Below are 15,571 nucleotides of genomic sequence, written 5' to 3'. Positions count from 1 at the left end.
CCCGCACGGGGTCGGCATTCGAGACCCGGGGCCGGGTCTCGAAGGCCGACATCACGCACAGTCCGATCAATCTCAGGCCCGATCAATCACAGGCCCGGATCAACCAGCGGCGCCCCGGGAAGAGACCCGGGCCCTGCGCCACTACAGCGACGGTTCCATGCAGAGGCTGGCGCCGCTGCCGTTCACGCGGAAGCCGAAGCTCGGGGCGTTCGCCGCGACCCACGGCTTGATCGGCAGGACGATGTACCGCTCTCCGTCGTCCACCTTGCACTTGTTGCTGAAGGAGCTGATGTCGTTGCCCTGCGGCCGCGACTCCGTGCTCGGCACGTGGCGCACGTCCGCGGTCAGGCCCGACAGGTCGACCGCCTGGTCCGTCGCCCAGAACGGGAACTCGTCGCAGGTCTTCCCGGAACCGACCACGGGCCGTGGGAGGCATGCATTCCCCGCGAACTTCGGGTTGGTGTAGTACCAGTTGCGGTCGTAGCCGGCGTTCATCGCGGCCTGGCCGTTGATGCTGCGCGCCGGGGCGAACCACTGGGCCCGGCCCGCAGGCTGCGGCCAGCGGCCGTCACCCATGGCCTCGACGATGTGCTTGCCGGTTTCCTGCATCGGCCTGAACTTGTGGTTCCGGCCGCCCGGGACGTAGAACGCGATGTTGTCGTCGCAGGGGGCGGTGCTGGAGCTGGCCTGCTTCTGGGCCGCGCACGCCTGGTCGATGTTGGCCCGCAGGTCCGCGTCGTCCCCGCTGGTCCAGGCGAAGGGCAGGTCGTACTTCTCGGTAAGGTCCTTGGTCGTCTTGATGGTTTGGGCGTAGGCCGCGAGGCTGTGGTACCACTGCCCTTCTTCCAGGCCCCAGTCGTCATAGGTGTTGAAGTCGTCGGTGTAGTCGATCGGATATTCCAGGAGGCCGCCGATGGCTATCGGACTGGCGTCGATGATGGCCCAGATCAGCCCCAGCGCGACCCCGACGACGATCGCCCCGGCGATCACCGCGATCCAGTAGATGACCGCGGCGACGACGCTCGACGTCGCGGCCGTCGCCGCCGCCGTGGCGGGCGGCGCCAGCAGCAGCGTGCAGGCGCGGCTCTCCAGGCACCAGACGACGGGCTGGATGGGGTTGCCGGGATCGTACAGCGGCTTCACCTCGCTGGTGGAGCTGCTCAGCGGGGAAAGCGCCGGTCCGCCTCCGGGCGATGCCAGGTCGTGGAGCATTTCGGTGACGTCGTCCGAGCAGTCGAACTTCTCGTCCTCGTCGGGCGGCATGTGGTCCTCGACGCAGCTGGCGTCCGCGGCGGTGTAGCAGCCGGGGAAGACCTGGGTGCTGCCCTCGGGCACCGTCACGCTGGAGCGCACGCTCTCCGCGATGTAGAAGTCGCCGCCTTGCGCGGCGCACTGCGAGCTGTCGCTGGAGGTCTGCTGCGTGACTTCCTGGGGCACCGCGGGGGCGACGGTGTCGGTGGTGAAGCCACCGCTGAAGTCCCGCCAGGGCGTGCCATCCTCCTGTATCGCGTCGACCCGCAGCGTGTACGAGGTGGCCGCTTCGAGGGGCTCGATGGTGAACTCGATGACGTCCTGCGCCGTGCACGGATTCGCCGGGTTGCCCGCGGCGTCCACGCAGTACTCCGCCATCGAGAACTCTTCGTAGAGCCGGCCGTCGAGGGAGACGCGGTAGGTGTGGTCACCGTTGGGGTCAGGCTGCCACTTGGCCAGGGCGCTGCCCTCTTCCGGCTCGAGCGTCAGCTCGGGGTCGGCGTCGGGCGGAGTCGCCGCGGTGCGGAAGGTCTTCGTGGCGGGTGTGGCCGACTTGTTGCCCGCGAGGTCGACGGCGACGACGGAGACGGTGTGTTCGCTCTCGGGGGGCAGGCCCGTCATGGTGTACGAGCGGGTGCCGACGTTGGTGCGGATCGGCGGGCCGCCGTCGACCCGGACCTCGTAGCCGGCCAGGCCGTAGTTGTCGGTGGCCGCGTTCCAGCTCGCCGTGGCCGAGTTGTGCGTGATGTTGCCGACGCTCAGCCCGGTGACGTTGCTCGGCGCGATGTTGTCGACGAACGTGAACTCGCGCAGGATCCGGGCGTACCGTCCGGGTTCGCGCTCTGCGCGGACGCAGACCAGGGTCTTGCCGAGCTGCGGCGGGCGGAACCGCGATGTCCATGACGCCGACCAGTTCGTCTCGCCCTCCGGGGGCGGGCCGAGGGTGAAGTCGGTCGTCACCATGTCGCTGCCGATCGACAGGTCGACCATGGTGGCCTGCTTGTGCAGGAAGCCGCTGAGGTCGACCTTGCCCTCTTCGTCGACCGGGATTTCCTCGTCGGAGGCCGGCAGTTCGAGCCGGATGGAGGCGTGGTTCTCGTCGTCGACCGAGTTGCCGTCCTCGCTCGGCGGCGTCATGCCCGCGCATGCGGGCGGCGGCACCCGGACCTGCTCGGCAGCGGACGCCGCCGAGGGCGGCAGACCCAGCAGCCCTACCGGGAGCGCGAGAGACAGCAGGACCGCCGTCTCTCGTAAGCGTCTCAGAAATTGAATCTTCCGCATTCATGCCCCTCTGCGAACACTTGTTCCTACAATTGGGCACGATGCTAGAGGGGCCTGTGCGTATTGTCAGCAACACGACAATCTGCGTGGGTGATACGCGGATCGAGGCACCAACTCCGCTGCCGCTGCAGCAACTTCGGGACGTCGAGGTGTCGGGCGTCAGCACGACAGGGCGCACGAACGTCCCCAGCCGTGACAGGGTGACCCCATGCTGATCCGAAAGGACGATGCCGCGTAGGCGTCCCAAAGCCGTCCGCGCGGCGCGGTGGCGGCCACGATGGCAGTCTTCGGTCCTGAGAGTCCGCGGGGTCTCCGCGCGGACGCGTGCAGCGATCCGCCGGGTCGAAGACCAGGAGATGTGGCCCAACGCGGTCGCCTATGCCCTCTCGCGTCTCGAGCAAGCCCTCAGGCAGCCGGGACGCTACCTGGACGCCTCCGCATTCGAGTCGCCCGGGGTGGGAGACGCCCGTGACGACCTCAAGTGGGCAATGCGGTGTCTCCCTCCCGCAGCGCAACGGGACTTGGGCCGGCTGATCACACGCATCGACAAGGAACTCGAGCGCCGGACCTTGCCCGATCCCGACAACAGCGAGTTGGCGATGTTCGGCTGGTGGTGGACCCGAATGCGAGAACGCTGACCGGCCCCGGATTCGTGCTCTTCACCGGATCGGCTGGTGGCAGCGCCAGGGCTGGATCGAAGGCGACCCGACGATCGGCATCGAGCGGCGGCCGGCACCGCCCGACCGCACCAAGGCCCTGGCCGAGAACCAGATCGCCGCCCTGTGGCGCCTGGACGTCGCCCTGCGGGAGAAGACGTTCTGGAAAATGTTCTACGAGTCCGCGGCCCGCGCCGACGAGGTGCTGTGCCTGAACGTGGAAGACCTCTACCCGCAAGACAAGCGTGGGAAGATCACCGCCAAGGGCGGGGCGACAGAGTGGATTCACTGGCAGTCCGGCACCGCCCAGCTCCTGCCCCGGCTCATCGCCCGTCGTACCCGCGGCCCCCTGTTCCTCACCGACCGCAAGGCCCCGGCCGGGACACCGACGCTCGACGTGTGCCCGGAGACCGGCAGGGCCCGGCTCTCCTACCGCCGGGCCGAAGAGATCTTCGAGGAGAACACCCGGCTGCTCGCCAACCCACTCGCCTCACCCGAAGACATCGAGGACCTGGACGGCTGGACCCTCCACCGGCTCCGCCACAGCGCCCTCACACACGACGCCGAGGACGGCACGTCCACCCCGATGCTGCTGGCCCGGTCCCGCTATGCCTCCGTCCGCTCCCTGGAGCGGTATCGGCATCGTCATCGGTTTCGGCGCGCTGATGCTCCCCCTGGGCCTGGGTGCCCCGACGGCCGTGTCGGTCGTCTGCTTCGGGATGGCCGGGCTGCTCTGGCCGCCGTACTCGTCGCTGTCGACCACCCTCTTCCAGCGCTCGGCGCCCAGCGCGCTGCTGCCGCGGGCCCTCGCGGCGAGCTCTGCCGTCCGGGTGCTGTCGGTGCCCCTGGGCACCGCGCTCGGCGGACCACTGGTGGCCGGCCTCGGCGCGGTCGGGGCGCTGCGCCTGTCCGGTGCGGGCATCGCGGTGGTGGGCATGGTCGCCGCCGCCGCGCTGACCCTGCGCGCCGCGCGCACGCGCCCCGAGCCAGCGGCGGGCGACACGGAGTCGGCCGGCGCGGACGCGGGGGCAGGGGCGGAGGCGCGGCCGTAGCCCGGCAGATGAGGGCTGCCGCCTGGGCGGGGGCGCGGCAGGCCGCTGCGGGCGCCGTTGGCGCACGGGGTGGACGGCCCCGTGGCGAGGGCCGGGCGGCGAGTCAGCCCGGGGTGTCGAGCACCCCGGACGTGGCGATGAGGTAGCCGAGCTGGCCGCGGCTGCGGCTGCGGCTGCCCAACTCCTCGGAGGCGCACCGTACATGGACGGCCACGCTGCGGCGGCTCATTCCCAGCTTGCAGGCGATCGACTTGTCGGTCTCCCCGGCGACGATGGCCTGCAGGATCGCGTGCTGGGTGTCGGAGATGACGGCCGACCGCCGGTGCACGAGGCTCTGCTCGTCCACAGGTATGGAGCGCGCCCAGTCCCGGAAGTTGCGCCCCTTCCCTTTTGCCGGCGGGTCATGCCGGCTGTTACTCCTCTACGGAGCGTGGGTCGCGCAGCGCTCGGAGCGAGCCGTCACTGTGGCTGCGGATGATGGGGTATCGGCCGTGGAAGTTGATGTGCTCATGGACCAGCGGGGAGAGCCGGGAACGGATCTCCGGTGAGATGGCCAGGCCGCTGGCTTCCAGTTCCTTGAGGGCAGCGTCCATGTAGAGGGTGTTCCACCAGACGACGGCGTTCAGGGCCATGCCCAGGGCCCCGAGTTGATCTTCCATGCCCTCTCGGTAGGCGTGGCGGAGTTCACCGAGCCGTCCGAAGAAGATGTTCCGGGCCAGCGCGTGGCGGCCCTCGCCGATGTTCAGCTGGGCGCCGATCATGCGGCGGTATGCCTCGGAGTCGATGAACTGGAGCAGGTGGAGGGTCTTGAAGATGCGGCCGTAGTGCGCGAACGCGTCGCCCAGGCCGGTCATGCGGTCGCCGGACGTCATCATCCGCAGCAGGTCGTACGCTCGCACCTTGCCGGTCTGCAGGGACCCGGCGACCCGGAGCATGTCCTCCCAGTGTTGGTGGATCCGCTCGGCCTGTACGCGCTGGCGGGAGACCGGCTGGAGCGGCCCGTAGTCCTTGGACATGTCCAGGCGCCACAGCCGCGCGTCGGAGATGTCTGCGATCCGCGGGGAGAACTGGTAGCCGCAGATCGCGAAGAGCCCGAAGACAAGGTCGCTGTACGAACCGGTGTCGGTGATGACGATCTCCGGGCGGACTGGGCCGTCGAGGTTGAACATCGCGTCCAGGATGCCGAGCGAGTCTCGCAGTGTGCCGGGCATGACGACGCCGCCCAGGCCCATCACGCGGTCCGAGACGACGTTGAGCCAGGTCGCGCCGCGCCCGGTGAAGTACTTCCGGTTCGGGCGGGTGTGGATCGAGCGCAGGGGGACGGTGAAGCGCATGCCGTCGGCGGAGGCGACATGGCCGCCGCCCCAGTCGCCAGCGAGGTCGATGCCGCCTTGCTGCGCGACCAGCAGCCCTGAGGCAGCGCTCACCCCGGGCAAGTTCCAGTAGCCCCAGTCGGCGGCGGTCAGTCTGGAGCGGGTCAGTGCCTTCTCGCCGGGCTTGATGACCGGCTCCAGTCCGATGTTCGTGGACTTGCTGACCAAGAGCGCGGTGAGTGTGAGATCCAGATCGGCGGGTCGGGCGACCTTCCCGCCGATGTGCTCGAAGGAGTCGAACATGCCGGTACGGGCATGGACCTCGAGCAGCAGCTCCGGGTAGTCGATCCTCGGCAGCATCGCCTGCACCGCATCGTGCACCGGCTTGTACCCGGCGGGCTCGGGCTCCGCTTCCAGGCGGTCCAGACGAATCTTCCCGTCCACGATGTCCACTGCCGCGTTCTGGGGCAGGCCCTCGGCGACGTGTCCGTACATCTCGTCCAGCAGCACGTCGAGTTCACCGAGGTGCTCCTTGGCGCTGCCCGAGAGCTCCAGCGCGGTCAGTACCCGGGGCCGGTTGACCTGCCAGTCCGGCCCGGACAGCAACCGAGCACGCGGATCACCCCAGTTGTCCGCCCCCTCGGCGAATACATCGCGACGCTTGAGGGCGGTATGGAGGGCCTCCAGCACGCAGAACGTCCACGCGTGCTTGTCGATCACCCCGTTCGGCGTCAACAGCGGGTTGCCCAACCCCAGGCGCCGCCAAGTGCCGTCCAGCAGCGAGGCATCGATGTGCTCGGGACCGGGCTTACGCCGCGCCTGCACCTTCGGCAACTCCCGCAGGGCCTGAACGATCGGAGCCCCGGCCCGCGTCGCACCCCACGGGATCACCTCGGCCAGCAGCGAGGTGAACGGCCGCACCGTCGCATACCGCTCCAGCAACTGCTTGCGCCAGGCGGCATCCGCGTCCTCATCCGGGCCCTCGGGCAGTAGTTCACCGAGCTCTACGATCGCCTTGACCAGCTCCTCGCGGGTGACGAGCTGCTCAACCCGCTCCCACCCCTGGGCCATACTCAGCAACACCGGTTCCTCGCCACCCTCGCCACCGTCGCTTTCGATGGGAACATCGAGGAACACCGAGACCGCGTCCCGAACCTTCGCCGCGGCCTTCCGCAGGCGCGGCAGCCCCTTCAGCTGCGCCTTGTCCTCCTCGCGCTCCGCACGGGCCAGCAGCTTCGTGGCCATCAGGACATCGAAGAGCGTCAGCGCGTCATCGACCGAGGCCCCCTCCAGGTGCCGCATCGTGGCCAGCACCGTCGCCGTGCGCCGCGGCTCCGCCAGCCTGCGCAACGTTGGTGCGTGCGCACTCATCCCGTACCGGGCCAGCTCCGCCAGCTTCACCGGCGGTACCCGCCACAGATCCAGCTCACCGGACTTCACACCATGGATTTCCCGTACCCGCTCCAGCGCAGCTTTCTGCCCCCGCCCCGACACCTGCCGCGGCCCCTTGCGCCACCCCTCCAACACGGACCGCGTGACCTCTTCGGGGACGGTGAGAAGCTCCAGCAGCTCTCGACGGAAATCCGGATCCACCGGGGCGTCCACCACCGAGTGGATCAGGGCCTGCTCACCGGCACGGACCTCGCCGACCAGGCGGGCCAGCTGCGTGAGCCCCGGCATCAGCACCCGGTTCCGCAGAAGCCACGTCACCGCCCGGTCGAACAATGCCCGCGGTCCGTCACCTGACACCCATACCCTCCCGGCTATGTGTTCCCGCAGCGCCAGGTCACCGTCCTCAAAGTCGTGGACCTCCAGCAGCTTCCGGATCTCCCGGGCATGCTCATGCTGCGTCGGCAACCGCTCCGGGTACAGCTTCAGACACGACGGATCATCGATCCCCAACTGCTCCGCGACGAACTCGGTGACCCTCGGCGGCACCCCGGCAGGCTCTGACAGGAATGTCCCCAGCATCCGCACCGTGCCCCACTGCACCGCCCAGCCCAGGCGATTATGCGGACGCCGCTTGGCCGCCGCCTGCTCCAACGCCACCGCGTCCAGCCGGAAGAACTCCTCCAACTCCTGTGCCGACGGCTCCCCGACGAAGCGCCCGTACCGGGCTATCTGATTTCCTGAAAGATACTCAACAGTCACAGTTCGTGACGCTAGGCAACAGGAGTTGCAGCCGTCCCGGCAGTGACAGAACCGAGACCCTCAAGTCAAGATCATTTCTTAGCGTTCAATCCGGCATCATTACCGGTGAGACCCCGAGACGATCCGGTGGCCCCGGAGCACCCGGGGCAGGAGCCGGGCGAGCGCGGCCAGCAGCGCCCGGTCCGGCCAGCCGGGCTTTGGGGCGGCGACCTGCCGGCGCAACACCGCGACCTCGTGCCGCAAGATCAGCATCTCCACCTCCTTCGCTGCGGAGGATCGACACATCAGAACAAGCCACGCGAAGATCCGCGTGGTGACCAGATAGAGCATCCGTACGAGCACGAGGCCTGATCCTGCCGGACTGCTGGACGGGCGCGTTCCCCGAGGTCAGGCCGGTGAAGCCATTGTGGAGCGCTACGGGGGAAACGTGCACGGCGCTAACGGTCTCGCGCCGTGGCGACCGTCAGATTGCGACCGTGGTGTTGAGATCGCCGGTATTCACGGAGCAACGGCCGTATTTCCGTGAGCGGCATAGCAGAGAGTAACGAACCCGGGGAGATCGGCGCCCGATCGATTACGGACTTCGAGCGGTCAGCGGCAGATCAGGATGGCATCCAACAGGAAGCCGTGGTCGTCACGGCGTGCTGACCGGACTACCTCCGCGACTGCTGGCGGTACCGACCGGGGGCCAAGCCGTACTCTCGTTTGAACGCTTTGGCGAAGGCGAATTCGGAGGTGTATCCGGTGCGCTGCGCGACGGTCTGTACCGGCTTGTCGCTGTCGCGCAGCAGTCGCGCCGCCAGGGTCATCCGCCACCAGGTCAGGTAGCCCAGCGGCGGTTTGCCGACCAGCGAGGTGAACCGGCGGGAGAAGGCCGCGCGCGATAGTCCGGCTTTCGCGCCCAGCGCTTCGACCGTCCACTGCCCGGCGGGTTCCTGGTGGATATGTCGCAGCGCTGCGGTGATCGCCGGATCGTGCAGCGTCGCGGCCCACCCGGTGGCCGGGCCGTCGTCGGTTTGCTCCTCGAGCCAGGCCCGCAGGATGTACAGCAGCATGATGTCCAGCAGGGCCGACACGACCGCTTCGGTTCCGTGGTCGGGGTTGGCAATCTCGTCGCCGAGCAGGTTGACGGCAGCATGTAGCGGCGTGCGGTGGCCGAGACGTGCCGGAAGGTGGATGACCTCGGGCAGTTCCTCGAACAGTGGATGTGGCCGGGTCTGGTCGAGCGTGTATGCGCCGCACAGCAGGACCGTCGTGGCTTCCTCGCCGTCGTCGGCGCTCGGCGCTATCTCCCGCAGGGAGGCCGAGGGTGCGCCCGTCAGGGACGTCGACGGGCTGTCGGCCAGAGCGTGCCCGCAGCCGTGCGGAAGGCACACCACATCGCCCACGCTCAGGGCGATCGCGGCGCCCGCCGGCGGGACCAGCCAGCATGTCCCTTTCAGTACGACATGGAAGCCGGCCCCGGAGAACGGCTCGGCCCGCACTCCCCAGGGAGCGTGCTTGCGGATTTCACTGGAATGCGGGCGCCCCGTACGCATGACGCCGATCGCATCGCTGAGCACGTCCATCGCCAGATCGTATCGCGAGGCCGCTATGCACAAGACGATCAGACATGAAACGGAGACGGTGAGCCATGGGGAGCGGCTCCTGACCTCCATACCCTGAGTGCGCCAAACAGATTGACCGATCGGTCTACCAGAAGGGCAGGACATGAGCCTGTACACCGCCGTCGCGACCGCGACCGGCCGCGACGGCCGCGCCTTCAGTTCGGACGGCAAGTTGGACGTCGAGCTGGCCCTCCAGAAGGAGTTGGGCGGCACCGGCGACGGCACCAACCCCGAGCAGCTCTTCGCGGCGGGCTATGCGGCCTGCTTCGCCACCTCCATGCAGCTGGTGGCGCAGAAGAAGAAGATCGACGTCTCGGGCATGTCGGTCACCGCCGAAGTCGACCTCGTCCCCAACGGGCAGGGAGGCTTCCAGCTCGAAGTCAGCCTGCGGACGAAGCTACCGGACAGCCTGCCCCGGGAAGTCGGTCGCGAGCTCATCGAGGCCACCCACCAGGTTTGCCCGTACTCCAACGCCACGCGCAGCAACATCCCGGTCGAGCTGCTCGCCGAGTAACCACCGCCCGCTGAACGCCATCTGGACCGCAACCGCCAGAGTCCGCGATCCAGATGGCGTCGTCTTACCTGGTTGCCCCACGGCACGGGGCAACGCCTGATGGTCTTGAGACCAGCTCATTTCGCACCGAGACCCCTGTGTACGTTCGGGCGTACCTGACTGTGCACGTTTGCCTGTACGCCGACAACGTGTTCGTTGACCTGCCTGGTTCTTCGTTACCCGGCGAGGGTGAGGTTGTGCAGGCGGGCGATGCCGAGCATGGCGTGGTGTACGCCGTCGCCCTTGAGGCGGCAGTCGCGCAGGATCTTCCAGGTCTTCATCCGAGCGAAGGCGTGCTCGACACGGGCGCGGACCTTGCGGTGGGAGGCATTGTGTTCCTCTTTCCACGCGGGGAGTTCGGCCTGGCCTTTCTCGCGGCGGTGTGGGATGACCAGGCCGGTTCCCGGTATCGCACGCAGACGTTCCCGTCCGCAGTTGGGCCTCCTTCACCGACTGGCTCCGCGCGACTGCCGAAGCAGAGATACCGGCCTGGAAGCACCACGTCGAGACGGTGCGCGAGGAGATCAACGCCGACGGCAGCATTACGTTGCACTGGTAGCCAATCCCTGGGTTCATGGAGCCCGCTTCCCGTACACCGTTTTCGTTCCGACCGAGGCGAAGGAACGGAGACGGGACACGGGATCGAACATGCCTGGTGCATGTACACCGAGAGATGATCTACTCTCGCGGGCGGTGACGTGTGTCCCGTCTCATCGCTGACGGGGAAGGCCAAGGTGCGGGCCGCGATATCAGGACATGTTCAAGAAGACACGAATCCCAGACCGGAATTCGCCGTTCTGGGATCTCTGGAAGTCCGCAGCGGCAGCGATTTCGTATCGGTCAACGGGGCTCTGCAGCGGCGCGTTCTCGTGATGCTGCTCCTGGAGGCCGGGCGCGTCGTGCCCGTCTCCCGCCTGGTGGCGGCCGCTTGGAACGAAGAACCGCCGGACAGCGCCGAGCACCAGGTGCGCAAGATGGTTGCCAAACTGCGTAGCCGCATTCCGCACGGCCCCGACATCATCGTCACCGACGGGCCCGGATACCGCGCGGTCGTCGACACCGAGCACCTCGATCTGCTGCGTTACCAGAAGCTATTGCGACAGGCCAGGGAATCACTGGACGCGAGGGAGACGGAGCGGGCCGCCGCACAGTTGCGTGAGGCGCTGGCGCTGTGGCGAGGTCCGGTGCTGTCCGGTTCCGGCGGCCGTGTGGTCGACGCCGCCTCGACGGCTCTGGAGGAGCAGCGGCTCACCGCCGCCGAGCAGCTCTACGATCTGTGCATCGACGCGGGCGAGGCAGCCGGGATCACGGGCGAGCTGCGTGTCCTCGTCGACGAGCATCCGCTGCGCGAGACGCTGCGCAGTCGGCTGATGCTCGCCCTCTACCACTCCGGCCAACAGGTCGCCGCGCTGGCCGAGTTCGCCCATGTCCGAGGGCACCTCGCGGACGAACTGGGCATCGACCCCGGCACGGAGCTGACCGGACTGCACGAACGCATCCTGCGACAGGACCCGTCGCTCACCCGCCCGGAACTCGCCGCGTCCCGTGTCCCGCACCGGGTGACCGAGGCTCCGCACTCGCTGCCGTTCGACGTGCCCGACTTCTCCGGTCGCACCTCCGAGTTGCAGTGGATCTGCGATGCGGGTCGACGTGCCCCGGGGGGCTCGCCGACGGTCCTGGCCCTCGACGGCATGGGCGGCGGCGGCAAAACAGCCCTCACCGTCCGGGCTGCCCATCAACTGGCCGAGCAGTATCCGCAAGGCAGTCTCTTCATCGACCTGCACGGCTTCACACCGGGCCAGACGCCGCTCAGCGCGTTCCACGCACAAGGAGACCTGCTCGCCACCGCCGGCATCCCCAGCGAGGAAATACCCACGGTGCCGGCGGGACGTGCCGCGCGGTGGCAGTCCTACATGCGGGGTCGTCGCATGTTGCTGGTGCTGGACAACGCCGCCGCATCCGAGCAGGTGCGGGCGCTGATCCCCGCCTCCTCCGACAGCCTGGTCCTGATTACCAGCCGTCCGCGACTGACCGGACTGGACGGAGTCGAGTGGCTCTCCGTGGGCGCCCTTCCGGAGCTGGACAGCCACCAGCTCCTGCGCACCACCCTCGGTGACGCACGCGTGGAGGGGGAGCCGGACGCGGCCCGTGAGCTGCTGCGGCTGTGCGGAGGGCTCCCGCTGGCGGTCCGGATCGCCGCCGCCCGGCTGGCGAACCGTCCGCACTGGACCGTCGAGCGACTCGTGGAACGGCTGCGCGACCACGACCGGCGCCTGGACGAACTCACCAGTGAGGGCAGGGGCGTTGCGGGCGCGCTGCTGCTGTCGTACCAGTCCATGCCCCCGGGCCAGCGCACGGCCTTCCGGCTCCTGGGACACCATCCCGGACGCTATCTGGACGCCGAAGAAGCCGCCGCACTGCTGGACACGGACGTCCTGACGGCCGAGGGCGTACTGGAAGAGCTGGTCGACGTACGGCTGCTGGAGGCCAGGGAGCCGGGGGTGTACGCGCTACACGACCTGGTGCGCAGCTTCGTGCAACGCGTCGCGCAGGATCAGAGGGCGCCCGAGGACAGGCAGGCTGTGCGGCGACTGCTCGATTACTACCTGAACACGGCGGAACGCACGTGCGACACGCTGTTTCCCGGACGGCGCCACTTCGGAGACCGCGACGAGGAAGTCCGGGCAGGCGACGAGTTCGACCACAAGGACAAGGCGCTCCAGTGGCTCGACCAGCACCGTGACAGTCTGCTGGCGGCGGTGAACGCCGCACACCAGGAGGGACTGCTGTGGCACGCCGCGCGGCTGCCGCGTGAGCTGGGCTTCCACTCCAGCATCCGCGGCTACGACGCCAGGGCGAACGAGGCACTGGAGACGGGGGTCAGCGCGTCGCGGCGCCTCGGGAACCAGTCGTTGACCCGACTGAACCTGATGAACCTGGCCATGGGCAAGTGGCGGCTGGGGCAGCTGCGCGAAGCGGTCACCCAGCTGGAAGAAGCCGTGGAGCTGTCCCGGCAGATGGCGGACGAGCACAGCGAGGCGGAGTGCCTGGCCCGGCTGGGGCAGGCACACAACAGCATGGGCGAGCTGGAACGCGCGCTGCGGCTGAACCAGGAGGCCAACAGACGTGCGCAGGAGCTCGGTTTCACCCGGCTCGCCGGCTCGACGCTCAGCACGCTGAGCCTGACCCAGGTGCGGCTCGGTCGGTTCGAGGAGGCGGCGGAGTCGGCGCAGCGGGCGGTGACCACCTTCGACTCGATCAAGGAGATCCAGCTCTCCGTGGACGCGCTGAGCAATCTCTCCCAGGCGATCGAGGGCCTGGGCCGCTTCGAGGAGGCGCTCGCCCGGGCCGACGCGGCGCTGGAACGGTGCCAGCGCATGAGCATGCCCTCCGTGCTGCCGCTCGTGCTCGCCCGAAGAGCCGACGTGCTGGTGCGCCTGGGCGAACTGGAGGAGGCGGCGGACAGCGCCGACCATGCACTCGCCAAAGCCACCAGCAGTACCGCCGATATCCACCGTGCCACCGTGCACCTCGCGGTCGGCCGCGTGCGATACGCGCAGGGCGACCTGGACACGGCGCAGGCTCAACAGCTGCTGGCCCACGAGATCGCCTGCCGTATGGAGTTGCGCTACGACGAGGCGTGCGCACTGTGGGGCCTGGCCCGTACCGCCGAGGCCCAGGGACACCCGCAGGTGGCCCGGCAGCACCGCTCAGCGGCAGACAACCTCTTCTCCCTCATGAAGGTGCCGGAGACAGCCCGGTGACGTCCTGCGCCTCGGGCGGCACACGGCGCGGGGATCGGGCGGGTGTCCGGAGGGGAACGGGTCGGGAAGACGGATCGGGAGCATCGGCGGAGTCGAAAAGGCTCACTGAAACCGGTGTCTTCTGTGCTCAGCAACTGGGTGGTCGCACCCACCTACCTGCCGACCGTTCTCCGCCGTTGCCACGCGTGCGCGTCCGAGCGCTTCCGGGCAAACGGTAAATTCCGTGTCAACGCAAACCACAAGCTCCTCGACGCCTGGCTCCTCGTGCTCTGTACCGCTTGCGGGGACACGGCAAAGCTCACGGTCCTGGAGCGGATAAACGTGCGCTCCGTACGACCTGAGCTGCTGGACCGGCTGCATGACAACGACCCTGGCCTGGCAGCCGAGCTGCTCCAGGATCCGGTCGTGCGGCGCCGTAATCGCATCGCCCTCGACTGGGACAACGCCTGGCGCCTCGACACCGGCGGATCGGATCACCTGGACCGCGAGGTGATCGACGTCTCGGTCCGCTTTGCGGCGCGGATCCCTGTCCGGCCGGTGCGACTGATCGCTGAAGGATGCGGACTTTCGCGGACCGAGGTCGAGAGACTGATCACGGAGGGGAAGCTCGTTTCGGCAGTCCGGCTGAGCGGCAAGCTCTCCGGCGACTTCGCCTTCATGCTCAAGCGCTGAGTCCTCCTCGAAACCAGGGGCCAGTCCGGCAAGATCCGCCGGACAGGCCCCAGGAGTCACGCGAAAACTCAGAGGGCGTTTGATCTAGGTGGATTGCCCTTTATCTCCTAGTAGGTTCCTCGCCAGGTGGGTGTCGTCTCGTCCGTTATGCGCTTGGTGAGGTTGTCGATCGAGGCGATGTGGATCATGGCTTCGGAGCTGGTGGGCAGGGTCTCGTAGTCACGGGCGAGGCGCCGGTGCAGCATGATCCAACCAATACTTCGCTCGACGACCCAGCGCCTTTTGACGACGTGGAAGCCGCGAACTCCGGGGTTTCTGTTGACGACTTCGACGTCGATTCCGAGCTTGGCTCCGTGCTCGATGACGGCGTTCTTGAAGCCGGTGTCGACCCAGCTCTTGGAGATGGTCGGGTAGGTCTTTTTGGCCTGGTTGAGGAGCTGGATTCCGACTGCGTTCTCGGAGAGGCTCGCGGCGGTGACGGTCACGGCGAGGATGAGTCCGATCGTGTCGGTGAGGATGCCCCGCTTCCTGCCGATGATCTTCTTGGCGGCGTCGGTTCCCTGGCTGGTCAGGGGTGCGTTGGTGGAGGTCTTCACGCTCTGGGTGTCGATCACGGACGCGGTCGGTTCGGGCTTGCGTCCTTCCTTCACGCGGGCGAGACCGGTCAGGTCGTAGTTGAGTTGGACGAGGATTCCCTCATCGCGCCAGGCGGCGTAGACGGTGCCGTGGTTCGGGAAGTCGTGCGGAAGGTACTTCCACGGGATTCCCGTGCGGTTGACGTAGAGAATTGCGTTGAATACGTCGCGCAAGTCGACCCTGGCCGGCTGGCCGGTAGGTCTACGGTCGAGCCGAGCCTTTCTCCAGGCCGTCAACGTCGGCTCGATTAAGGCCCATCGGGCGTCGGACAGGTCGCTGGGGTACGGCTTGCGCTGACTCACGCCGTAGCGTGATCATGGACACGGCGGACGGCGCTGTTCCGCTGGCTACTGGGCGTTTCTGTCCTATCTTCAAACCAGACGGACTTCATGCATGAGAAGCGGCGCAAGCGGGCGGCCGAGCCGGCGGCTCGGCGGACGCGAAGGTGCACCCATGGGGTAAACGCCTCAAGACTGGCACCCGCGAACCATACTTAACGCCGCAGATCATATCTAAACGCCCTCTCAGAGGGCGTTTAAAGGATCCGTCGAGAAATTACTGGTGCGTGTCGGGTCAATCGTCTGTTGTCGTTGCGTGTATGACGTAGCGGGCGAGTTCGCTGGGGTCGATGAGAC

General features: G+C 67.9%; 10 protein-coding genes and 2 pseudogenes. 5 read left to right on the top strand and 7 right to left on the bottom strand.

Going from position 1 to position 15,571, the window contains the following annotated elements:
- Nucleotides 1-141 precede the first annotated feature (141 nt).
- Entirely contained in the window at nt 142-2,532 is a 2,391-nt protein-coding gene (locus tag ACFU6I_RS33655) for a fibronectin type III domain-containing protein (RefSeq protein ID WP_384373576.1), read from the bottom strand.
- A gap of 576 nt (nt 2,533-3,108) precedes the next feature.
- Between ACFU6I_RS33655 and ACFU6I_RS33650 the strand changes: the two are divergent.
- Both ACFU6I_RS33650 and ACFU6I_RS33645 read left to right on the top strand, forming a co-directional pair.
- Nucleotides 3,109-3,774 (top strand): annotated as a pseudogene (locus ACFU6I_RS33650) (tyrosine-type recombinase/integrase); the annotation flags it as partial.
- A gap of 22 nt (nt 3,775-3,796) precedes the next feature.
- A complete protein-coding gene (locus ACFU6I_RS33645) occupies nt 3,797-4,240 on the top strand; it encodes a hypothetical protein (RefSeq protein WP_384373573.1) in 444 nt (147 codons plus the stop codon).
- Between the two features lie 103 nt (nt 4,241-4,343).
- Here the strand turns inward: ACFU6I_RS33645 and ACFU6I_RS33640 are convergent, their stop codons facing one another.
- From ACFU6I_RS33640 to ACFU6I_RS33625, 4 genes are all read right to left on the bottom strand, one after another.
- On the bottom strand, nt 4,344-4,586 hold the full coding sequence (locus ACFU6I_RS33640; protein WP_210928624.1) for a LuxR C-terminal-related transcriptional regulator: 243 nt from the start codon (nt 4,584-4,586) through the stop codon (nt 4,344-4,346).
- A gap of 67 nt (nt 4,587-4,653) precedes the next feature.
- Nucleotides 4,654-7,704: a Tn3 family transposase gene (locus ACFU6I_RS33635; protein WP_384373569.1), complete on the bottom strand. Its 3,051-nt coding sequence runs from the start codon at nt 7,702-7,704 to the stop codon at nt 4,654-4,656.
- 99 nt (nt 7,705-7,803) lie between these two features.
- Nucleotides 7,804-7,956, bottom strand: a complete 153-nt coding sequence (locus ACFU6I_RS33630) for a hypothetical protein (RefSeq protein ID WP_384373566.1) — start codon at nt 7,954-7,956, stop codon at nt 7,804-7,806.
- A 401-nt stretch (nt 7,957-8,357) separates the two neighbouring features.
- The gene (locus ACFU6I_RS33625) at nt 8,358-9,272 is read right to left on the bottom strand and encodes an AraC family transcriptional regulator (RefSeq protein ID WP_384373563.1); all 915 of its coding nucleotides are present in this window, start codon (nt 9,270-9,272) and stop codon (nt 8,358-8,360) included.
- A 142-nt stretch (nt 9,273-9,414) separates the two neighbouring features.
- Here ACFU6I_RS33625 and ACFU6I_RS33620 point away from each other — a divergent pair, with 142 nt between their 5' ends.
- A complete protein-coding gene (locus tag ACFU6I_RS33620; protein WP_384373560.1) occupies nt 9,415-9,825 on the top strand; it encodes an organic hydroperoxide resistance protein in 411 nt (136 codons plus the stop codon).
- Between the two features lie 215 nt (nt 9,826-10,040).
- Here the strand turns inward: ACFU6I_RS33620 and ACFU6I_RS33615 are convergent.
- A pseudogene (locus ACFU6I_RS33615) lies at nt 10,041-10,271 on the bottom strand (transposase); the annotation flags it as partial.
- A gap of 327 nt (nt 10,272-10,598) precedes the next feature.
- On the opposite strand from ACFU6I_RS33615, the gene ACFU6I_RS33610 reads away from it, so the two are divergent.
- Together ACFU6I_RS33610 and ACFU6I_RS33605 are read left to right on the top strand one after the other, a co-directional pair.
- Nucleotides 10,599-13,628, top strand: a complete 3,030-nt coding sequence (locus ACFU6I_RS33610) for a BTAD domain-containing putative transcriptional regulator (RefSeq protein WP_384373636.1) — start codon at nt 10,599-10,601, stop codon at nt 13,626-13,628.
- 123 nt (nt 13,629-13,751) lie between these two features.
- Entirely contained in the window at nt 13,752-14,300 is a 549-nt protein-coding gene (locus ACFU6I_RS33605) for a DUF1062 domain-containing protein (protein ID WP_384373633.1), read from the top strand.
- A gap of 107 nt (nt 14,301-14,407) precedes the next feature.
- Here the strand turns inward: ACFU6I_RS33605 and ACFU6I_RS33600 are convergent, their stop codons facing one another.
- Nucleotides 14,408-15,238 carry an IS5 family transposase gene (locus ACFU6I_RS33600; protein WP_384373557.1) on the bottom strand — a complete coding sequence of 277 codons (831 nt, stop codon included), beginning with the start codon at nt 15,236-15,238 and terminating at the stop codon, nt 14,408-14,410.
- Nucleotides 15,239-15,571: the final 333 nt, after the last annotated feature.

It is taken from the genome of Streptomyces sp. NPDC057486 (assembly GCF_042802415.1).
GTDB classification, from domain to species: Bacteria; Actinomycetota; Actinomycetes; order Streptomycetales; family Streptomycetaceae; genus Streptomyces; species Streptomyces yanii.
The sequence above is the reverse complement of the archived record's forward strand: the minus strand, read 5'-3'. Positions and strand labels throughout refer to the sequence as shown.

What these genes read in the sequence shown, in the direction of transcription:
- ACFU6I_RS33655 (WP_384373576.1), bottom strand. Translation starts at nt 2,532, where the DNA reads ATGCGGAAGATTCAATTTCTGAGACGCTTACGAGAGACGGCGGTCCTG.
- ACFU6I_RS33625 (WP_384373563.1), bottom strand. Translation starts at nt 9,272, where the DNA reads ATGGACGTGCTCAGCGATGCGATCGGCGTCATGCGTACGGGGCGCCCG.
- ACFU6I_RS33645 (WP_384373573.1), top strand. Translation starts at nt 3,797, where the DNA reads ATGCCTCCGTCCGCTCCCTGGAGCGGTATCGGCATCGTCATCGGTTTC.
- ACFU6I_RS33620 (WP_384373560.1), top strand. Translation starts at nt 9,415, where the DNA reads ATGAGCCTGTACACCGCCGTCGCGACCGCGACCGGCCGCGACGGCCGC.
- ACFU6I_RS33630 (WP_384373566.1), bottom strand. Translation starts at nt 7,956, where the DNA reads ATGCTGATCTTGCGGCACGAGGTCGCGGTGTTGCGCCGGCAGGTCGCC.